Source organism: Streptomyces sp. NPDC013317, assembly GCF_055563155.1.
Genome location: NZ_JBVHDX010000001.1, coordinates 731,561 through 752,090 on the forward strand (window position 1 = coordinate 731,561; position 20,530 = coordinate 752,090).

The window sequence follows — 20,530 nt, forward strand, 5'->3', positions numbered from 1 at the left end:
CCGTCCCGGCGTTTTACGGACTCTCTGCGCGCCGGACGGCCTCACCGGCGCGCTGTCCGTTTTCGCCCGACCATGACGGGAAGGCGACGGGACATGGATCAGTCGAAGACGCCCGTACTCGATGCCCTGGCCGCCTACCACGAGAGCGGTCAGACGCCGTTCACGCCGCCCGGGCACAAGCAGGGCCGGGGCGCCGACCCCCGGGTGCGCGCGGTGCTGGGCGACGCCGTCTTCCGGTCGGACGTGCTCGCCACCAGCGGCCTGGACGACCGGACCTCCTCGCAGGGCGTCGTGGAGGAGGCTCAGAAGCTGATGGCCGACGCGGTCGGGGCCGACCACGCGTTCTTCTCCACCTGCGGAAGCTCCCTGTCCGTGAAGTCGGCCATGCTGTCCGTCGCCGGGCCGCACGAGGAGCTCCTCGTGGGCCGGGACGCCCACAAGTCGGTCGTCTCGGGGCTCATCCTCTCGGGCATCCGGCCCGTCTGGGTGGACCCGCAGTGGGACCCCGAACGCCACCTCGCCCATCCGCCGTCGGCCGAGGCCTTCGCCGCGGCCTTCGCCGAGCACCCCGACGCCCGCGGCGCGCTGGTGACCACGCCGACCCCTTACGGCACCTGCTCCGACCTCTCTGCCATCGCGGAGGTCTGCCACCGCCACGGCAAGCCCCTGATCGTCGACGAGGCATGGGGCGCGCACCTGCCCTTCCACCCTTCCCTGCCGACCTGGGCCATGGACGCGGGCGCGGACGTGTGCGTCACCTCCGTCCACAAGATGGGCTCCGGCCTGGAACAGAGCTCGGTGTTCCACCTTCAGGGCGACCTGGTCCGTCCCGAGGTGCTCAAGAGCCGGGAGGACCTGCTCGGGACGACCAGCCCCTCCGTGCTCGTCTACGCGGCCCTGGACGGCTGGCGGCGCCAGATGGTCGAGCACGGAAAGGCCCTCTACGGCGACGCCTTGGCCCTCGCCGCGGACGTCCGCGAGCGGATCGCGGGCATCGACGGTCTCCGGCCTCAGGGGCGGGAGGAGTTCTGCGGACCCGGTCTGGCGGCGGACATGGACCTCCTCCAGGTCTTCGTCGACGTCAGCGACTTGGGCGTCACCGGCTACCGGGCCGCCGACTGGCTGCGCCGGCACCATCGGATCAACCTCCACGTGGCCGACCACCGGCGGATCAGCGCCCAGCTGACCCATGCCGACGACACGGAGACGACGGGTGCCCTGCTGGCGGGGCTGACCGAACTGGCCGCCAAGGCCCCGCGGCTCCGTACGGGACAGCCAGTCGACGTGCCGTCACCGTCCGGGCTCCGGCTGGAACAGGCGGCACTGCCCCGCGACGCCTTCTTCGGGCCGACCGAGCAGGTGCCCTGGGAGCAAGCCGAAGGCCGGATCGTCGCCGATATGCTCACCCCCTACCCGCCCGGAATCCCCGCCGCGCTGCCCGGTGAACGGCTCGACAAGGCCGTGCTGCGCTATCTGAGGTCCGGGGTCGACGCCGGCATGGTCGTGCCCGACGCGGTCGACACCGCGGTCACCAGCATCCGGGTCCTGCGCGAGGACACGTGAAGCCGAGGGCGCCTGTGAACTCGAAGCTGACGGCTGTGACGGCTGTGACGGCTGTGGTGGCCCTGGGACTGTGACGGCTGTGGCGGCTCTGCTCTGCGGAGGTGACGGCGTACACCGTGCCGAAGCCGTCGGCCGAGGCTGTCAGAGGTCGTCGGGATCCCGTCGTTCCAGCGGCTTCAGTGCGGGCCCCTGCAGGATCTCGCCGTCGATGCCGAAGCGGGAGCCGTGGCAGGGGCACTCCCAGGTCCGTTCCGCGTTGTTGAAGGCGACAAGGCAGCCCATGTGCGTGCAGACGGCGGACACGGCGTGCAGTCCGCCCCGGTCGTCGCGGTGCACGGCACACGGCCGCCCTCCGGCCCGTACGACGGTGCCCTCACCCGCAGGCAGCTCGTCGACGGGCCCGTTGGTGCCGTCGCCCAGCGTCTCCAGGCGGTCCTTCACGAAATGCTTCCCCGTGTCCCACTGTGTCTTGAGGAGCGCGGGCGCTGAGCGGAGGGCGGAACCGATCCTGGCGGGGTCGTAGAGCGCGGACCACGGCTCGCGGCCGCCCGTGACGAGGGAGGCGATGAGACGTCCGGCCAGGACGCCCCCCGTCATCCCCCACCCGGCGAACCCTGTCGCCACGTAGACGTTCTTCCCGGCCGTGGGCAGGCCCCCGATCAGGGGCAGAGCGTCGGTCGAGCTGTTGTCCTGCGCCGCCCACCGATGCGTGATCCCGACGCCCGGGAAGCGCTCGGCGGTCCAGGCGGTCAGCCGCTCGTAGCCGGCTTCGGTGTCCTCGCCGCCACCGGGGGTGAACGCCTCCCCGGTGACGATGAGTAGACGGGCGCCGTCCGCGAGCGGCGCTGTGCGGACCGACCTCTTGCCGCCCTCCTCGGTGATGTACATGCCGCCCGGGTCCTGACCGGTGGGCAGTGGCCCGGCGATGACCAGGTCGCGGTGCTGCGTGAGCCGGGCGGCCAGCAGGGCGTGGTCGAAGAGCGGATGGTGCGTGGCCACGACCACGTGACGGGCCGAGACGCCGACCCCGGAGGCCGTGGTGACCCGGCACGGCTCGCCCCCGTGCACACCGGTGACGCGCGTGTTCTCGTACAGCCGGACGCCGCGCGCGACGAGACCGTTCACCAGGCCCCGCAGGTAGGCCACGGGGTGGAACTGTGCCTGGTCCTCGACCCGGACGGCGCCGGCAACGGGGTAGGGGAGACCGGTCTCGGTGACGAAGGAGGCGTCGAGCCCCGCTGCCCGGGCGGCTTCGGCCTCGGCCCGCAGCGCCTCGGCTCCGTCGGGTTCCTCGCAGTAGGTGACGGCGGGGCGGCGTTCGAGCGAGCAGTCGACACCGAGTTCCTCGGCCACCTCGACGACGCGGCGCATCGCGGCGCTCTGGGAGGTCGCGTACAGGCGGGCGGCCTCCGCGCCGTGCTTGGTGCGCAGCGTGTCGTAGACGGCGGTGTGCAGCGCGGTGACCTTGCCCGTGGTGTGGCCCGTCACGCCGCCCGCGAGGCGATCGGCTTCCAGAACGACGACGTTCAGGCCCGCGCCGGCGAGTTCCCAGGCCGCGCTGAGCCCCGCGATGCCGCCGCCGACGACCGCCGCGTCCGCTTTCACGGCGGCCGTCAAGGGGTCGAACGAGGGGAGGTGAGCCGTATGGGTCCAGTAGGAGCCGGGGGCGATGGCGTTCATACCCGCGCGGCTGCCCTGAAACACGGCCACGATGCGCGGGACGGCGGCCGCGATGCGCGGTCCGTGTGCGCGGCCGATCGCGGGCGGTGCCCGCGCGAAACGCGGGTGGGAAATCCTGGCTCTTCCCGGTTCGGCCGCACCGCGTCGGGCAGGCGCCGCGAAGGGAGCGTCGGGCATCTGCCGCGAATCCCCGCTGGTGCGGGTGAGACCTGATCCGGCCCCGTTTGGCAGGTGAACCCTCCCGGCCATTTCTGATACGTCCGCCGAACCACCTTGGGAGAGACCATGACCACCCAGTCTGCCGGTACGCGACCGACCCCGGACGACGGCGACGTGCCGGGTAAGCCCGGTCCGGTCTCGCCCGACGTGGCCGAGCCCACGCGGCCGACGGGGCCGCTCCCTCCGAAGGCGGACCAGAGCGGACCGGAGACCGTGAGCCCGACCGGTCAGGCCACCGGGGCCGAGCAGACCCGCATGGCGCAGAGCGGCGCCCATCTGACGACCGCGCAGGGCGCGCGGCTGTACGAGACCGACCACTCGCTGAAGGCCGGAGCGCGTGGTCCGGTGCTGCTCCAGGACCACCATCTGCGCGAGAAGATCACGCACTTCGACCACGAGCGGATCCCGGAGCGGGTCGTGCACGCCCGCGGCGCCGCCGCGCACGGCGTCTTCCTGGGATACGGCAGCGCCGGCGGGGTGAGCAAGGCGGCCTTCCTGGCCAAGGACGTGGAGACCCCCGTATTCGTACGCTTCTCCACCGTCCTCGGCTCGCGGGGCTCGGCGGACACGGTGCGGGACACCCGGGGTTTCGCGACGAAGTTCTACACCGAGGAGGGGACGTTCGACCTCGTCGGCAACAACATCCCCGTCTTCTTCATCCAGGACGCGATCAAGTTCCCCGACGTCATCCACGCGGGCAAGCCGCACCCCGACCGCGAGATCCCGCAGGCGCAGAGCGCCCATGACACGTTCTGGGACTTCGTGTCGCTGCACACCGAGGCCACCCACCACACCCTCTGGAACATGTCCGACCGGGGCATCCCCCGGTCCTACCGGATGATGGAGGGTTTCGGGGTCCACACCTTCCGGCTGGTCGACTCCGGCGGGGACACCGTGCTGGTGAAGTTCCACTGGAAGCCGAAGCTGGGCGTGCACTCCCTCGTCTGGGAGGAGGCCCAGCTGATCAACGGCATGGACCCGGACTTCCACCGGCGGGACCTCTTCGACGCCATCGAGTCGGGGGCCTTCCCCCAGTGGGAGCTCGGCATCCAGGTCTTCCCCGACACCCCCGACCAGACGTTCGAGGGGATCGACCTCCTCGACCCCACGAAGATCGTGCCGGAGGAGCTGGCCCCCGTGCAGCCCGTCGGCCTGATGACGCTGAACGCCAACACCAGGAACTACTTCGCCGAGACCGAGCAGGTCGCCTTCCACCCCGGCCACCTGGTACCGGGCATCGACGTGACGGACGACCCGCTGCTCGCGGGCCGGCTCTTCTCCTACCTCGACACCCAGATCAGCCGGCTGGGCGGCCCGAACTTCGGCCAGATCCCGGTCAACCGGCCGCACGCGCCCGTCAACGACATGCTCCGTGACGGCATGCACCAGACCGCCGTGCACACCGGCGTCGCTCCGTACCGGCCCAACAGCCTGGACGGCGGCTGCCCCTTCCTGGCCGGCGCCGACACGGGAGCGTTCGTCGAGACGCCCGTCGCGGTGCCCGAGGCGAGGAAGGTCCGGGAGGCGCCCGCCTCGTTCTCCGACCACTTCACGCAGCCCAGGCTCTTCTGGCTCAGCATGACCCCGCCGGAGCGTGAACACATCATCGCCGCCTACACCTTCGAGCTGAACAAGTGCTTCGAGCAGGCGGTCAAGGAACGCGCGCTCCAGGTGCTCGCCAACATCGACCCGCAGCTGTGCGAGCAGGTCGCCGCGGGCCTCGGACTGCCCGCGCCGGAGGCCACGGTCCCCCTCGCGGAGCCGGACGCCAGTCCGGCCCTCTCCCAGCTGGGCGGGACATGGCCCACGGAGGGCCGCGTCGTCGGGATCGTCGCCGACGGGTCGGCCGACCTCGACGGGGTGCGCTCCGCCCGGCAGGCCGTCCTGGAGCGAGGCATGGTGCCGCTGGTCATCGCCCCGGCCGGTGGCACGCTCGACGCGGACGGCGACCCGATCACGGTCCGCCGGACCTTCGCCACGGCCCGTTCCGTCGAGTTCGACGCCCTCCTGTTCGCCGGGGCGCCCGCGCCCGCCGCCGACGCCCACGGCGCCCGCGACGCGAAGGCAGGGACCCCCGGACGGCGCGACATCGACCCGCGCGTCCTGCTGCTGCTCACCGAGGCGTACCGGCACGGCAAGGCCGTCGGAGGCTGGAACGGCGCCCGGGCCGTCCTCGACGCCGCCGGCATCGAGGACGGCGGGCCCGGCGTCGTCGTGGGGGAGAGCGGTACGGCCGCCGTGACCGCGGCCGCCGCGGCGCTGGCGGAGCACAGGGCCTGGGACAGGTTCCCGCCCGCGGTCTGAGGCGCGAGCACCGCGCGCCTCAGACCGCGGGGGGCGGCCGGGGACGGAGTCCGGCATGCTCGAAGCGCGGGAGGGCAGACGTAGGGGCGTACCGGCCGGGTGACTCTAGGTGGCGGCATGCGCAGCGTAGGCGTGGAAGAAGAGCTCATGCTGGTCGACGCGCGCAGCGGAGCGCCGCTCGCCGTCTCGGGGGCGGTCCTCGCGGCCGCCGACCGCCAGGCGTGGCGGCGGTCGGACGGGGACGGCGAGAAGCCCCACGAGTTCGAGGGGGAACTTCAGAAGGAGCAGTTGGAGTTCGCCACCAAGCCGGTCACGGATATGGGCGAACTCCAGGACGAGATCACCCGCATCCGGGGCGAGGCCGCCCGCCACGCGGCGCACTCCGGCGCCCTGGTGGCGGCCCTCGCGACATCGCCCCTGCCCGTGCGGCCCTCGCTGAGCGCGGGCAGGCGGTACCAATGGCTGGGGGAGCAGTTCGGGATCACCGCCCAGGAGCAGCTGACGTGCGGCACGCACGTCCACGTCTCCGTCGACTCCGACGAGGAGGGCGTCGCCGTCCTGGACCGCATCCGCCCCTGGCTGGCCGTCCTGCTCGCGATGAGCGCGAACTCGCCGTTCTGGCACGGCGAGGACAGCGGGTACGGCAGCTACCGCAGCCGGGTGTGGAACCGGTGGCCCTCCGCGGGCCCGACGGAGGCCTTCGGCTCGGCCGACCACTACCACGCGCAGGTACGGGCCATGATCGGGACCGGCGTGCTGCGGGACGAGGGCATGGTCTACTTCGACGCCCGGCTGTCGGCCACGTATCCGACGGTGGAGGTCCGGGTCGCGGACGTGTGTCTGGACGCGGAGACCCCCGTCCTCCTGGCGGCGCTCATCCGCGCCCTGGTGGAGACCGCGGCGCGCGCGTGGCAGGACGGTGAGCCGCCGGCCCGGGTCGGCACGAGCCTGCTGCGGCTCGCGTCCTGGCGCGCCGGCCGCTCGGGCCTCGACGGACCGCTGCTCCATCCGGCGACGATGCGGGAGACGTCCCCCGCCCACGCGGTCGACGTGCTCCACCGGCACGTGCGGGAAGCGCTGGCCGACCACGGCGACGACGAGCGGGTCCGCCAGGGAATCGCCCACCTCCACGAACGCGGCAACGGCGCCCGCGTCCAGCGGCGGCTCCTCGCGAGCGAAGGCGGCCTCGCCCGGATGGTGACCCGGTGCGCGCGGCTGACCACCGGCGGCTGACCACGGGCGGCTGACCGCCAAGGGCTGACCCCCGAGGGCTGACCCCTGAGGCCTGACCCCTGAGGCCTGACCGCCGAGGGCTGACCCGCGAGGCCTGACCGCCGAGGTCTGACCACGCAGGGCTGACCCGGAAGCTGTTGCCCCGGACCGTCGTACAAGACGCGTCAAGAGCGTGCTGAGCGGCGTATGGGAGCCGTTAACGAAGGCCGGGCCCTGGCTGAGAAGCGGTTTCCTCGTCACGTCAGAGAAACCGTTCTTCACTCAGGAGCCCACGATGGCCGACATGGCCTTCGTCCTCGCCACGGTCGCGGTCTTCGCGCTGGTGGCCTTCATCGCCAAGGGGGTGGCCAAGCTGTGACTGCCGAGAACGTCGTCGGTCTGATAGTGGCCGCCGCCCTGCTGGGCTATCTCGTCCTCGCCCTCGTCAAGCCGGAGAGGTTCTGAGTACGACCATGAGTCCCGTTCTTGCTGGTGTGCTCCAGCTCCTCGCGCTGGTCGGCGCCCTCGGTCTGGCCTACCGGCCGCTGGGCGACCACATGGCCAGGGTCTACTCCTCGGAGAGGCACTACAGGCCCGAGAAGTGGATCTACAAGGCCATCGGCGCCGATCCGGACGTGGAGATGCGCTGGCCCGCCTATCTGCGCGGTGTCCTCGCCTTCTCCGCGGTGAGCGTCCTGTTCCTGTACCTGCTCCAGAGGGTGCAGGGCTCGCTGCCCGGCTCGCTGGGCTTCGCCTCGATCGACCCGGACCAGGCGTTCAACACGGCCGCCTCGTTCGTGGCGAACACGAACTGGCAGTCGTACTACGGCGAGCAGGCCATGGGCCATGTCGTACAGACCGGCGGCCTGGCCGTCCAGAACTTCGTCTCCGCCGCCGTGGGCATCGCGGTCGCGGTCGCGCTCGTGCGCGGTTTCGCCCGGTCGCGTACCGGGGAGCTGGGCAATTTCTGGGCCGACCTGGTCCGGGGCACGGTACGCGTCCTGCTGCCGATCTCGGTCGTGGGCGCGCTCGTCCTGGTCGCCTGCGGTGCGATCCAGAACTTCGTCGGCATCCACGAGGTCGGCCGGTTCACGGGCGGCACGCAGCAGTGGAACGGCGGGGCGGTGGCCTCGCAGGAGGTCATCAAAGAGCTGGGCACGAACGGCGGCGGTTACTTCAACGCCAACTCGGCCCACCCCTTCGAGAACCCGAACGGTCTCTCCAACCTCTTCGAGATCTTCCTGATCCTCGTCATCCCGTTCGCGCTGACCCGCACCTTCGGCCGCATGGTCGGCTCCCTCAAGCAGGGCTACGCGATCCTGGCGACGATGGCGACGATCTGGCTCGGGTTCACCGCGCTGATGATGTGGACCGAGTTCCACCACGGAGGTCCGGCCTTCGACCTCGCCGGCGGCGCCATGGAGGGCAAGGAGACCCGGTTCGGCATCGGCGGCTCGTCGATCTTCGCCGTGGCCACCACGCTGACCTCCACGGGCGCGGTCAACTCCTTCCACTCCTCCTTCACCGGCTTCGGAGGCGGCATCACCATGCTGGGCATGCAGCTCGGCGAGATCGCCCCCGGCGGTGTCGGCTCCGGTCTCTACGGCATGCTGATCATGGCGGTCGTCGCGGTGTTCATCGCCGGGCTGATGGTCGGCCGCACGCCCGAGTACCTGGGCAAGAAGATCGGCACCCGCGAGATCAAGTTCGCGGCCTGCCACATCCTCGTCACCCCCGCGCTGGTGCTCTGCTTCACGGCGGCCTCGTTCGTCCTGGACACCCCCGCGAACTCGATGACGAACTCCGGCGCCCACGGCTTCTCCGAGATCCTCTACGCCTACACCTCCGGCGCCAACAACAACGGCTCGGCGTTCGCCGGCCTGAACGCCGACACGCAGTGGTTCAACTCGACGATCGGCATCGCGATGCTGCTCGGCCGCTTCCTGCCGATGGTGTTCGTCCTGGCACTGGCCGGTTCGCTGGCCGAGCAGAGCCCCGTGCCGGAGACCGCGGGCACCCTGCGGACCGAGAAGCCGCTCTTCACCGGGCTCCTGGTCGGCACGATCATGATCATCGCCGGTCTCACCTACTTCCCGGCCCTCGCGCTGGGCCCGCTCGCCGAAGGGCTCGCGGCATGACCACCGACGTAGAGAACCACGAGGACACCATGTCCACCACCGCCACCACCCCCGCGCCCCCGGCCGAAGGGCCGCACGGCGACCTGACCGGCGGTCCCAAGGAGGCCGGGCGGGTCGGAGGGGGTCTGTTCGACCCGAAGCAACTGCTCAGGTCCCTCCCGGACGCGCTCAGGAAACTCGACCCGCGCGTGATGATCAAGTCGCCCGTGATGTTCGTCGTGCTGATCGGCTCGGTGGTCACCACCGTCCTCGCGGTCAGGAACCCGGGGGACTGGTTCGGCTGGGCGATCACCGCCTGGCTCTGGCTGACCACGGTCTTCGCCAACCTGGCGGAGGCGGTCGCCGAGGGCCGCGGCAAGGCGCAGGCCGACACCCTGCGCAAGGCCAAGACCGACACCGTCGCCCGCCGCGTGATCGGCGCGAGCGAGGAACGCGTGCCGGGCACGGAGCTGCGCGTCGGCGACCTGGTGGTCTGCGAGGCAGGCGACATCGTCCCCGGCGACGGTGACGTCGTCGAGGGTGTCGCGAGCGTCGACGAGTCCGCCATCACCGGCGAGTCGGCCCCCGTGATCCGAGAGTCGGGCGGCGACCGGTGCGCGGTGACGGGCGGTACGAAGGTCCTTTCCGACCGGATCGTCGTCAAGATCACGACGAAGCCCGGCGAGACCTTCATCGACCGGATGATCAGCCTGGTCGAGGGCGCGGCCCGGCAGAAGACCCCGAACGAGATCGCACTCAACATCCTCCTGGCGTCCCTCACCGTCGTCTTCCTGCTGGCCGTCGTCACGCTGAAGCCCTTCGCGATCTACGCCGGCGCCGACGAGCAGACCTCTCTCGTCGTCCTCACCGCGCTCCTCGTCTGCCTCATCCCGACCACGATCGGCGCGCTGCTGTCCGCCATCGGCATCGCCGGCATGGACCGGCTCGTCCAGCGCAACGTGCTCGCGATGTCGGGCCGCGCCGTCGAGGCCGCCGGCGACGTGAGCACCCTGCTGCTGGACAAGACGGGCACGATCACGCTCGGCGACCGCCGGGCCGCCGCGTTCGTCCCCGTACACGGGACGACGGAGGCCGAACTGGCCGATGCCGCACAGCTCTCCTCGCTCGCGGACGAGACGCCCGAGGGCCGCTCGATCGTGGTCCTCGCCAAGGAGAAGTACGGACTCCGCGAGCGCCACCAGGGCGAGCTCACGCACGCCGCCTGGATCGAGTTCACCGCCCAGACCCGGATGTCCGGCGTGGACGTGGACGGCAGGAAGGTCCGCAAAGGAGCGGCCGGGTCGGTCGTGGCCTGGGTGAAGGAGCGCGGCGGCCATGTCCCGGACGACGCGCAGGCGCTCACCGACCGGATCTCCCAGGCCGGCGGCACGCCGCTGCTGGTGGCCGTGGAGGACGACAAGGGCGCGCGTGTCCTCGGTGTCGTCCATCTGAAGGACGTCGTGAAGGACGGCATGCGGGAGCGGTTCGAGGAACTGCGCCGTATGGGCATCAGGACGGTCATGATCACGGGCGACAACCCGCTCACCGCGAAGGCCATCGCCGAGGAGGCGGGTGTCGACGACTTCCTCGCCGAGGCCACCCCCGAGGACAAGATGGCGCTGATCAAACGGGAGCAGGCCGGCGGCAAACTCGTCGCGATGACCGGCGACGGCACCAACGACGCCCCGGCCCTCGCGCAGGCGGACGTCGGCGTGGCGATGAACACGGGCACGTCGGCCGCGAAGGAGGCCGGCAACATGGTCGACCTCGACTCCGACCCGACCAAGCTCATCGAGATCGTCGAGATCGGCAAGCAGCTCCTCATCACCCGGGGCGCGTTGACGACCTTCTCGATCGCCAACGACGTGGCGAAGTACTTCGCGATCATCCCCGCGATGTTCGCCGTGGCCCACCCGTCGCTGGACAGGCTCAACATCATGGGCCTGACTTCGCCCGAGTCCGCGATCCTCTCCGCGGTCGTCTTCAACGCGCTGATCATCGTCGCGCTGGTGCCGCTCGCCCTCAAGGGCGTCCGCTACCGGCCCACCAGCGCCGACAGGATGCTCCGTCGCAACCTCGGGATCTACGGCCTCGGCGGCCTGATCGCCCCGTTCATCGGCATCAAGCTCATCGACGTGCTCCTCACCCTCATCCCCGGAATCGGCTGACCACGATGAACAACTCCGCAGGAAACGCGGGACGTCTGATCTGGGCCGGGCTCCGCGCCCTGCTCGTCCTGACCGTGATCACCGGCGTCCTCTACCCGCTGGCCGTCACCGGGATCGCCCAGGTCGCCTTCCACGACAAGGCCAACGGCTCCGAGATCAAGAGCGAGGGGAAGGTCGTCGGCTCCGAGCTCATCGGTCAGACGTACAACCTGCCACTCAAGGACGGGGAGGAGACAGCGGCCCCGGACCTGAAGTGGTTCCAGCCCCGTCCGTCCAACGGCCTCGGCTCCAACAGCGTCAACACCCAGTACGCGCTCATCCTCTCCGGCGCGACCAACCGGTCGGGCGACAACGAGGACCTGATCCAGTGGGTCAAGGACGCCAAGGCCGCCGTGGTCAGGGACAACTCGGTGAGCGGCCACACCGTGAAGCCGTCCGACGTCCCCGCCGACGCGGTCACCTCCTCCGGCTCCGGCCTGGACCCGCACATCTCCCCCGAGTACGCGAAGCTCCAGGTCCACCGGGTCGCCGAGACGAACCACCTCACCGTCGCCCAGGTCGACAGGCTTGTCGCCGACCACACCGACGACCGCATCCTCGGCTTCGTCGGTGAGCCCCGCGTCAACGTCCTCCAGCTCAACATCGCCCTCCAGCGACTGGCGGACAAGGGCTGACGGGCCTGACGGCCCGACTCGACACACCGTCGGGGGGGGGGGGGGGCGGGGGGGGGGGGCCCCGGGGGGGGGGGGGGGCCCCGGGGGGGGGGGGCCCACCCCCCCCCCCCCCCCCCCCCCCCCCCCCCCCCCCCCCCCCCGCGGGCCGCACAGGGGGGGCGGGCCGGCCCGCCCCCCCCCCACCCCCCGGCGGCCCGGCCCCCGGGGCCCCGGCCCCGACGGTGTGCGTGAGAGACCGTCAGGAGCGGTCGAGAACGGCCGCGAGCACCGCTCGCAACTCCGCCTCCGGATCGGCCGACGCCCCCTCGGAGCGCCACGCGACGAACCCGTCCGGGCGCACCAGCACCGCCCCGTCCGTCGCCACACCGTGGACCTCCGCCCAGTCCCCGCTCTCGGGCGACAGCTCCAGATCCGAACCGTCACCGATCCGGTACGAGTCCAGGGGCACCGACAGCTCCTCCGCCACCCGGACCGCCGCGGTGTGCCACGCCCCGCTGCCGTCCCCGGAACTCAGGAGCACCAGGGACCGCTCGTACAGATCCAGGGTGGAGACCCGGGCCCCCGCGCGGTTCAGCCACATGTGGGGCGCCCGGCTCCCGGGCTCACCCGTCAGTCGCACGCCGTCCGGCACGACCGGCACCGTCACGTCGGCACCGAACACCGCACCCTGCGGATAGCGGTAGCCGAGCGCCACGTTGAGGATCCCGCCCTTCCGCCCGCCGGGACCGCCGGCGCCCGGCTCGGGGGCGTACCCGGGGTGGCTGTGTTCCACCGAACGCGACGAGGCACGGGAACTCGTCTCCTCCGCGACCGGTCGGCGCTCCACGTCGTACGACGCCAGCAGACCGGGACCGGCCCAGCCGCCCAGCACGGCGGCCAGCTTCCAGGCGAGGTTGTGCCCGTCCTGGATCCCCGTGTTGGAGCCGAACGCCCCGGTGGGCGGCATCTCGTGGGCGGCGTCGCCGACGAGGAACACCCGCCCGTCCGCGTACCTCCGGGCGACCCTCTGCGCGGCGTGCCAGGGCGCGCGGCCCATGATCTCCACATCGAGATCCGGCACCCCCACGGCACGCCGGATGTGCTCCGCGCACCGCTCGTCCGTGAACTCCTCCAGCGTCTCCCCGCGTTCGGGGTGCCAGGGCGCGTGGAACACCCAGCGCTCCCGGTTGTCGACGGGCAGAAGCGCCCCGTCGGCCTCCGGATTCGTCAGGTAGCAGACGACGAAGCGCCGGTCACCGACGACATCGGCGAGGCCCCGCGACTCGAACATGACGCTCACGTTGTGGAACAGGTCGCCCGGGCCCGTCTGACCGATGCCGAGCTGTTCGCGTACGGGGCTGCGCGGGCCGTCCGCCGCGACGAGGTAGTCCGCCCTGATGGTGACGTGCTCGCCCGTCTCGCGGTTCTTCACGCGTGCGGTCACCCCCTCCGGGTCCTGCTCGAACGACATCAGCTCCGAGGAGAACCGCAGGTCCCCGCCCAGCTGCCGCGCGCGCTCCAGGAGCACCGGTTCGAGATCGTTCTGGCTGCACAGGCACCAGCCGGCCGGGCTGAAGCGGGCGAGCCCGCCGCCCGGGTCGATCTCCTTGAACAGCCATTCGCCGACGTCGCCGACCAGGCTCGGCGTCTGCAGGATGCCGTTGTTCCTCCCCAGGACGGACGCGGCCGCCTGGATCTGCGGCTCCACACCGGCTCCCCGGAACAGCTCCATCGTCCGGACGTTGTTGCCACGCCCCCGCGGGTGGATCGAGGTCGCCGCATGGCGCTCGACGAGGGTGTGCGGCACACCGAGTCGCCCCAGGAAGAGCGATGTGGACAAGCCCACCAGAGAGCCGCCGACGATGAGGACGGGCGTGCGGTGAACAACCTCGCCGGCGTCTTCGGATCGGTTCATTTAAAGCCTCCAGCGTCTTGTGCGACGCGAGTCAGGGGTGGGATGCAGATCCATTCCCTCCGGGGAGCACCGCGCGCGCTCGGAGCACCCGATTGACGCGGGGTTCACTCGTCCGCCCCGTGGGGCTCGCGTCGATCGGGGCGCCCGCCGACGATCGGCACATGACGACCCCGGCGCCCTCCTCGGGCACGGCGGTCCCTCCCGACCCTCCCGTGAAGAGAGAAGAGGTGCGCCGGATGACGAACTCGGGACGCATATCTCAGTCCGCTTTCGACGGTTCCAGGCTGCGGGTGATCCTGCTCCTCGACCTGTACGAAGGCGCCCAGGAGCAGTTCCTGGACGCGTACGAGCTGATGCGCAAGCAGGTCGCCTCCGTCCCCGGACACATCAGCGACCAGCTCTGCCAGTCCATCGAGAACCCCTCGCAGTGGCTCATCACCAGCGAGTGGGAGAGCGCCCCGCCCTTCCTCGCCTGGGTGAACAGCGAGGAGCACGTCGAGACCGTCCGGCCGATGCACAGCTGCGTCCGTGACACCCGTTCGATGCGCTACAGCATCGTCCGCGAGACCGGTCCCCGACAGCCGCAGGCGCAGGAGACCGTGGCGCGGCGCGAGCAGGTCGCGGCCCGGGTCGGCGACGGCGTCGCACGCCACGCCCTCACCTTCACCGTCAAGCCGGGGTCCGAGTCGAAGGTCGCGGAACTCCTGGCGGGCTACCAGTCGCCGAAGGCCCAGGTCGACGAGAACACCCGGCTGCGCCGCACCTCGCTCTTCATGCACGGCAACCGCGTCGTACGCGCCGTGGAAGTGGAGGGCGACCTCCTCGCGGCCCTGCGTCACGTCGCCCGCCAGCCCGAGGTACGGGCGGTCGAGGAGGCCATCAACCCGTACCTGGAGCAGGACCGGGATCTGACCGACCCCGAATCGGCCCGTGTCTTCTTCACCCGGGCGGCCCTCCCGGCCGTCCACCACGTGGTCTCCGCCCGGCCGGCCCCGGACGGGCTGCGGCGTCACGCGCTGTACTACCCGGCGAAGGAAGGCCGCGGCATGGACCTGGCCCGCCTGCTGGCACAGCAGGACGAGGCCGCTGCGGAGGACCCCGAGAACCCGGTGTGGGGCAGCACCGTCTTCCAGCGCGACGACATCGTGGTGCGTCTCATCGACATCACCGGCGACCTCGATCTCGACCCCGTCGCCTCCCTGGGACTCAAGGGCACCCGCAAGGCGGCGGTGCTCGAGCGTCTCCTCGACGGCGCCGCGATCGGCGTCGAGGGCTCCCTGGACTCGGAGCGCAACATCAACCGGCTCCTGTCGCACGCCGACATGCTGCCCGTCACCGACCGCAGCTCGGCGGACTCCTGACGTACGGCCGTGGCCCCGGCCGCGGCCGTCCCCCGCACGTCACTGCCACACTCGGAGGTATCAGAACCATGCTCAAGCAGCGTCCACGCATCGTGACCCTGAGCGAGACGGAACCCAACCGCAGGCGCGGAGGTGATCTGCGTGCCATGCTCACGCCGGCCACCGTGGGCTCCACCAGCGGCTTCATGGGGCTGGCCATCGTGCAGCCCGGCGAGCGCATCGGGGAGCACTACCACCCGTACTCCGAGGAGTTCGTGTACGTCGTCTCGGGCGCTCTGGAAGTGGACCTGGACGGCGAGACGTACGGGCTCCAGCCCGACCAGGGGCTCCTGATCCCCATCGACATGCGGCACCGCTTCCGCAACGTCGGCCACGTGGAGGCCCGCATGGTCTTCCACCTCGGCCCGCTCGCCCCGCGTCCCAGCCTCGGCCATGTCGACACGGAGGTCACCGAGGAGGGCGAGCTCGCCGCGGCCGGTCCGCACCTGACCGTGCACGACCCGGCCCAGGTGTCCGAGCGAAGCGGGGCCATCGAGTGACCCGGCGAGTGGCCGTCACCGGTATAGGTGTGGTCGCTCCGGGCGGCACCGGAGCGAAGGCGTTCTGGGACCTCCTCTCCAACGGCCGTACCGCGACCCGAGGCATCACGCTGTTCGATCCGACCGGCCTGCGCTCCCGCATAGCCGCCGAGTGCGACTTCGACCCGATGGCGCACGGCCTCGACCCGGAACTGAGCCTGCACGCCGACCGGTACATCCAGTTCGCCGTCGTCGCCGCCGGAGAGGCCGTACGCGACTCCGGGCTCGACACCGGCGCGGAGGACCCCTGGCGGGTCGCCGTCTCCCTGGGCAGCGCCGTCGGCGGCACCACCCGGCTCGAACACGACTACGTCCTGGTCAGCGAGGGCGGACGGCGCTGGGACGTGGACCACCGCGCGGCCGATCCCAAGCTGCACATGGCGTTCTCGCCGAGCACCCTGGCCTCCGTCGTCGCCGAGCAGTTCGGCGCCCGCGGGCCGGTGCAGACCGTCTCCACGGGATGCACCTCCGGCCTCGACGCCGTCGGCTACGCCTTCCACACCATCGAGGAGGGCCGGGCGGACGTCTGCATCGCCGGGGCGTCCGACTCGCCGATATCGCCGATCACCATGGCCTGCTTCGACGCCATCAAGGCGACGTCACCCGACAACGACGACCCCGAGCACGCCTCCCGGCCCTTCGACGACCACCGCAACGGGTTCGTCATGGGCGAAGGCGCGGCGGTCCTCGTCCTGGAGGAGTACGAGCACGCCAGGGCCCGCGGTGCGCACGTGTACTGCGAGATCAGCGGCTACGCCACGTACGGCAACGCGTACCACATGACCGGCCTGACCAGCGAGGGGCTCGAGATGGCCCGGGCGATCGACACCACGCTCGACCAGGCCCGCCTCGACCCCACCCTGATCGACTACGTCAACGCGCACGGCTCGGGCACCCGGCAGAACGACCGGCACGAGACCGCCGCCGTGAAGCGGTCCCTGGGCGCGCACGCCTACGACACGCCCATGAGCTCCATCAAGTCGATGGTGGGGCACTCGCTCGGCGCGATCGGCGCGATCGAGGTCGTCGCCTGCGTCCTCGCGCTCCAGCACCAGGTGGTGCCTCCGACGGCGAACTACGAGACCCCCGACCCCGAGTGCGACCTGGACTACGTGCCACGCACCGCCCGCCCGCGGAAGCTGAGGAACGTCCTCTCCGTCGGCAGCGGATTCGGCGGCTTCCAGTCCGCGGTCCTGCTCACCGGGGCGGGTGGGAGGTCACGATGAGTACTGAGCGCCCGCAGCGGGCGGTCGTCACCGGCATCGGTGTGATCGCCCCCAACGGACAGCACGCGGACGCGTACTGGAAATCCGTCCGGGAAGGCCTCGGCGTCCTGGACCTGATCACCCGGGAGGGATGCGACCAGCTCCCGCTGAAGGTCGCGGGCGAGGTACGGGGCTTCGACGCCTCGACCCTGATCGAGGAGCGGTTCCTCGTCCAGACGGACCGCTTCAGCCACTACGCGATGGCCGCGGCCTCCCTGGCCCTCGACGACGCCGGTCTCGCCCGGGACGACCCGGAGGAGCCCTTCTCCATCGGCGTGGTCACCGCCGCCGGCTCCGGAGGGGGCGAGTTCGGCCAGCGGGAGCTGCAGAAGCTCTGGGGACAGGGGTCCAAGTTCGTCGGCCCCTACCAGTCCATCGCCTGGTTCTACGCGGCGAGCACCGGCCAGATCTCCATCCGGAGCGGCTTCAAGGGCCCCTGTGGCGTGGTCGCGAGCGACGAGGCCGGCGGCCTGGACGCCGTCGCCCACGCCGCCCGGGCCGTACGGCGCGGCACGGGCGCGGTGATCGTCGGCGCCGCCGAGGCGCCCCTCGCCCCGTACTCGATGGTGTGCCAGCTCGGCTACCCCGAGCTCAGCACCGTCGAGGAGCCGGACCGGGCCTACCGCCCCTTCACCGCCGGAGCCTGCGGCTTCGTCCCGGCGGAGGGCGGCGCCATGCTCGTCGTCGAGGACGAGGCGCGCGCCCGCGACCGGGGAGCGGCCGTCCGGGCCGTCGTGGCCGGGCACGCCGCCACGTTCACCGGCGCCTCCCGCTGGGAGGAGTCCCGGGAGGGACTCGCCCGCGCGATCCGGGGCGCCCTCGACGAGGCCGGCTGCGCCCCCGAGGAGATCGACGTCGTCTTCGCCGACGCCCTCGGCGTACCGGAGGCGGACCGTGCGGAAGCGCTGGCGATCGCCGACGCCCTGGGTCCGCACGGCCGCAGCGTGCCGGTCACGGCACCCAAGACCGGCATCGGCCGCGCGTACTGCGGGGCGCCCGTCCTCGACGTCGCGGCCGCGGTCCTCGCCATGGAACACGGCGTGGTGCCCCCCACCCCCAACGTGTTCGACATCTGCCACGACCTCGATCTGGTGATGTCGCGCGCTCGCCCCGCCGAGCTGCGCACGGCCCTCGTCCTCAGCAGGGGACTCATGGGATCCAACGCGGCGCTGGTCGTGCGCCGCGGCGGCGACTCCGCCCGGTAGGACCGGGCGGGAAGGAGAACACACATGATCACCACCGCACTGACCTTCGACGACCTCGCCACGCTGATGAAGCAGGCCGCCGGCGTGACGGTCGACCCCAAGGAACTGGCGAAGGCGCCGGACGCGCCCTTCAACACCATCGGCCTCGACTCGCTCGGCCTGCTCGGCATCGTCGGCGAGCTGGAGAACCGCTACAGCGTGGCGCTGCCCACCGACGCGGAGCGCTGCAAGACGCCCGCGGAGTTCGTCGACATGGTCAACACCACCCTCAAGACGGGAGTCTGACGTGTCCGGTCACACCGACAACAGCATCACCATCGACGCTCCGCTCGACCTCGTGTGGGACATCACCAACGACATCGAGAACTGGCCGAACCTCTTCAGCGAGTACGCGTCCGTCGAGGTGCTCTCGCGGGAGGGCGACTCCACGACGTTCCGCCTGACCATGCACCCGGACGACAACGGGAAGGTCTGGAGCTGGGTGTCGGAGCGCACCGTCGACCGTCCGAAGCGGACCGTCCGCGCCCACCGCGTCGAGACCGGTCCGTTCGCCCACATGGACATCCGGTGGGAGTACGAGGAGACGCCGGCCGGCGTCCACATGCGCTGGGTGCAGGACTTCGCGATGAAGCCCGAGGCTCCGGTCGACGACGACTGGATGACGGACAACATCAACCGCAACTCGCGCACCCAGATGGCGCTGATCCGGGACCGCATCGAGCAGGTCGCCCGCGACCGCCGGAGCGCCTCGGTCCTGCCCGGCTGACATCCGTACCCAGGGCGCCCGCACCCGGGCGCCCGTACACCGCACACCCAGGAAGGACGCTCGATGCACCACGCCCTGATCGTCGCCCGCATGGCGCCAGGCTCGGCACCGGCGATCGCCGACGTGTTCGCCGCCTCCGACCGCGGCGAACTCCCGCACCTGGTCGGCGTCACCCGGCGCCGTCTCTTCCAGTTCGGCGACGTGTACCTGCACCTCATCGAGTCCGAGCAGGACCCGGCGCCCGCCATCGCGAAGCTCGCGGGGCACCCCGAGTTCCGGGACGCCAGCGAGAAGCTGTCGGCGTACGTCAGCGCCTACGACCCGGCGACGTGGCGCAGCCCCAAGGACGCCATGGCGCAGTGCTTCTACCGCTGGGAGCGCGACGCGGGTTCCTGAACCCCGAGCGCCCGCACGACAGCGAAACCCGAGGCCGCCCGCCCCGCGAACCCAGCGGAGCGGGCGGCCTCGGGTTTCCGGTCGTCCCGTCAGGCGGGGACGGTGCACTCGAAGGCGTGGAGATACGCGTTGACGGGGCGGATCTCGCCGATGACGAGCCCCGCGTCCGTCAGCCGGTCGACCATGCTCTGGCGGGTGTGCTTCGCACCCCCGACGTTGAGCAGGAGCAGCAGGTCCATGGCCGTGGTGAACCTCATCGACGGAGTGTCGTCCACGAGGTTCTCGATCACGATCACGCGCGCCCCGGGCCGCGCCGCCTTCCGGACGTTGGCCAGCGCCCGGCGGGTGCTGTCGTCGTCCCATTCGAGGATGTTCTTGATGATGTACACGTCCGCCTGGACGGGGATGTCCTCACGGCAGTCCCCGGCGACGACACGGACCCGCGGGCCCAGAGCCTTCGCGTCCCGCAGACGGGGATCGGCGTTCTCCACCACGCCCGGCAGATCGAGCAGGGTGCCGTGCAGGGCAGGGTGCCTCTCCAGCAGACTCGCCAGGACGTGCCCCTGACCGCCGCCGATGTCCGCGACCGAGCCCACCCCCTCCAGGTCGAGCAGGTCGGCCACGTCCTGCGCGGACTGCCGGCTCGACGTCGTCATGGCCCGGTTGAACACGTACGCGGACTCGGGGGCCTCTTCGTTGAGGTAGGTGAAGAACTCCCTCTCGTACACGTCCTCGAAGACGTTGCGACCGGAGCGCACCGCCTCGTCGAGCTTCGGCCAGACGTCCCACGTCCACGGCTCGGTGCACCACAGCGCGATGTACCGCAGGCTGTGCGGGTCGTCCTCGCGCAGCAGCCGGGACATCTCCGTGTGCGCGAAGGTGCCGTCGGGGTGCTCCGTGAAGACGCCCTGGCAGGACAGCGCGCGCAGCAGCCGGCGCAGGGTCCGCGGCTGGGTCTTCACCGCCGCCGACAGGTCCTCCACGGTCATGGGCGTGTCGTCCAGGGCGTCCGCCACACCGAGACGGGCGGCCGCACGTACGGCGGCGGCGCACGCCGCCCCGAATACGAGCTCCCTCAGCCGCATGGGCGGCGGGGGAGCAGGATCAACAGTCGTCATCTGTCGCCTT

At 71.4% G+C, this 20,530-nt stretch carries 18 protein-coding genes; 15 read left to right on the forward strand and 3 right to left on the reverse strand.

All coding sequences use genetic code 11. The features are described 5' to 3' along the window. The first annotated feature begins 93 nt into the window (after nucleotides 1–93). Nucleotides 94–1,563, forward strand: a complete 1,470-nt coding sequence (locus ACZ3IJ_RS03110; protein ID WP_467465918.1) for an aminotransferase class I/II-fold pyridoxal phosphate-dependent enzyme — start codon at nucleotides 94–96, stop codon at nucleotides 1,561–1,563. Nucleotides 1,564–1,704: 141 nt separating this feature from the next. On the opposite strand, the gene ACZ3IJ_RS03115 is transcribed toward ACZ3IJ_RS03110, so the two are convergent. Further along, complete coding sequence (locus ACZ3IJ_RS03115) at nucleotides 1,705–3,243, reverse strand: FAD-dependent oxidoreductase (protein WP_467465919.1); 1,539 nt, start codon at nucleotides 3,241–3,243, stop codon at nucleotides 1,705–1,707. A gap of 285 nt (nucleotides 3,244–3,528) precedes the next feature. Here ACZ3IJ_RS03115 and ACZ3IJ_RS03120 point away from each other — a divergent pair, with 285 nt between their 5' ends. From ACZ3IJ_RS03120 to ACZ3IJ_RS03150, 7 genes are all read left to right on the forward strand, one after another. Next, nucleotides 3,529–5,766: a catalase gene (locus ACZ3IJ_RS03120; RefSeq protein WP_467465920.1), complete on the forward strand. Its 2,238-nt coding sequence runs from the start codon at nucleotides 3,529–3,531 to the stop codon at nucleotides 5,764–5,766. Nucleotides 5,767–5,883: 117 nt separating this feature from the next. Next, the gene (locus ACZ3IJ_RS03125) at nucleotides 5,884–6,999 is read left to right on the forward strand and encodes a glutamate--cysteine ligase (RefSeq protein ID WP_467465921.1); all 1,116 of its coding nucleotides are present in this window, start codon (nucleotides 5,884–5,886) and stop codon (nucleotides 6,997–6,999) included. A 172-nt stretch (nucleotides 7,000–7,171) separates the two neighbouring features. Continuing rightward, entirely contained in the window at nucleotides 7,172–7,357 is a 186-nt protein-coding gene (locus ACZ3IJ_RS03130; RefSeq protein WP_467465922.1) for a hypothetical protein, read from the forward strand. Continuing rightward, nucleotides 7,354–7,443 (forward strand): K(+)-transporting ATPase subunit F, encoded by a 90-nt coding sequence (gene kdpF, locus ACZ3IJ_RS03135; RefSeq protein ID WP_311578313.1) that lies wholly within the window; start codon nucleotides 7,354–7,356, stop codon nucleotides 7,441–7,443. The genes ACZ3IJ_RS03130 and kdpF overlap by 4 nt, the downstream gene beginning before the upstream one ends. Nucleotides 7,444–7,451: 8 nt before the next feature. After that, entirely contained in the window at nucleotides 7,452–9,116 is a 1,665-nt protein-coding gene (kdpA, locus tag ACZ3IJ_RS03140; RefSeq protein ID WP_467465923.1) for a potassium-transporting ATPase subunit KdpA, read from the forward strand. A gap of 29 nt (nucleotides 9,117–9,145) precedes the next feature. Further along, entirely contained in the window at nucleotides 9,146–11,263 is a 2,118-nt protein-coding gene (gene kdpB / locus ACZ3IJ_RS03145) for a potassium-transporting ATPase subunit KdpB (protein ID WP_467466259.1), read from the forward strand. 5 nt (nucleotides 11,264–11,268) lie between these two features. Then, on the forward strand, nucleotides 11,269–11,937 hold the full coding sequence (locus ACZ3IJ_RS03150) for a potassium-transporting ATPase subunit C (RefSeq protein WP_467465924.1): 669 nt from the start codon (nucleotides 11,269–11,271) through the stop codon (nucleotides 11,935–11,937). A 238-nt stretch (nucleotides 11,938–12,175) separates the two neighbouring features. On the opposite strand, the gene ACZ3IJ_RS03155 is transcribed toward ACZ3IJ_RS03150, so the two are convergent. After that, a complete protein-coding gene (locus tag ACZ3IJ_RS03155; protein ID WP_467465925.1) occupies nucleotides 12,176–13,831 on the reverse strand; it encodes an FAD-dependent oxidoreductase in 1,656 nt (551 codons plus the stop codon). A gap of 236 nt (nucleotides 13,832–14,067) precedes the next feature. Here ACZ3IJ_RS03155 and ACZ3IJ_RS03160 point away from each other — a divergent pair, with 236 nt between their 5' ends. From ACZ3IJ_RS03160 to ACZ3IJ_RS03190, 7 genes are all read left to right on the forward strand, one after another. Continuing rightward, entirely contained in the window at nucleotides 14,068–15,192 is a 1,125-nt protein-coding gene (locus ACZ3IJ_RS03160; RefSeq protein WP_467465926.1) for a SchA/CurD-like domain-containing protein, read from the forward strand. Between the two features lie 68 nt (nucleotides 15,193–15,260). Beyond that, entirely contained in the window at nucleotides 15,261–15,731 is a 471-nt protein-coding gene (locus ACZ3IJ_RS03165) for a cupin domain-containing protein (protein WP_467465927.1), read from the forward strand. Next, nucleotides 15,728–16,996, forward strand: a complete 1,269-nt coding sequence (locus tag ACZ3IJ_RS03170; protein WP_467465928.1) for a beta-ketoacyl-[acyl-carrier-protein] synthase family protein — start codon at nucleotides 15,728–15,730, stop codon at nucleotides 16,994–16,996. Before ACZ3IJ_RS03165 ends, ACZ3IJ_RS03170 begins: the two co-directional genes overlap by 4 nt. Next, the gene (locus ACZ3IJ_RS03175) at nucleotides 16,993–18,240 is read left to right on the forward strand and encodes a ketosynthase chain-length factor (protein WP_467465929.1); all 1,248 of its coding nucleotides are present in this window, start codon (nucleotides 16,993–16,995) and stop codon (nucleotides 18,238–18,240) included. Before ACZ3IJ_RS03170 ends, ACZ3IJ_RS03175 begins: the two co-directional genes overlap by 4 nt. A gap of 24 nt (nucleotides 18,241–18,264) precedes the next feature. Next, nucleotides 18,265–18,525, forward strand: coding sequence for an acyl carrier protein (locus ACZ3IJ_RS03180; RefSeq protein ID WP_467465930.1), 261 nt, complete (start codon nucleotides 18,265–18,267; stop codon nucleotides 18,523–18,525). A gap of 1 nt (nucleotide 18,526) precedes the next feature. Beyond that, entirely contained in the window at nucleotides 18,527–19,006 is a 480-nt protein-coding gene (locus ACZ3IJ_RS03185; RefSeq protein WP_467465932.1) for an SRPBCC family protein, read from the forward strand. A gap of 63 nt (nucleotides 19,007–19,069) precedes the next feature. After that, the gene (locus ACZ3IJ_RS03190; protein WP_467465933.1) at nucleotides 19,070–19,402 is read left to right on the forward strand and encodes a TcmI family type II polyketide cyclase; all 333 of its coding nucleotides are present in this window, start codon (nucleotides 19,070–19,072) and stop codon (nucleotides 19,400–19,402) included. 89 nt (nucleotides 19,403–19,491) lie between these two features. On the opposite strand, the gene ACZ3IJ_RS03195 is transcribed toward ACZ3IJ_RS03190, so the two are convergent. Next, on the reverse strand, nucleotides 19,492–20,520 hold the full coding sequence (locus tag ACZ3IJ_RS03195) for a methyltransferase (protein ID WP_467465934.1): 1,029 nt from the start codon (nucleotides 20,518–20,520) through the stop codon (nucleotides 19,492–19,494). Nucleotides 20,521–20,530: the final 10 nt, after the last annotated feature.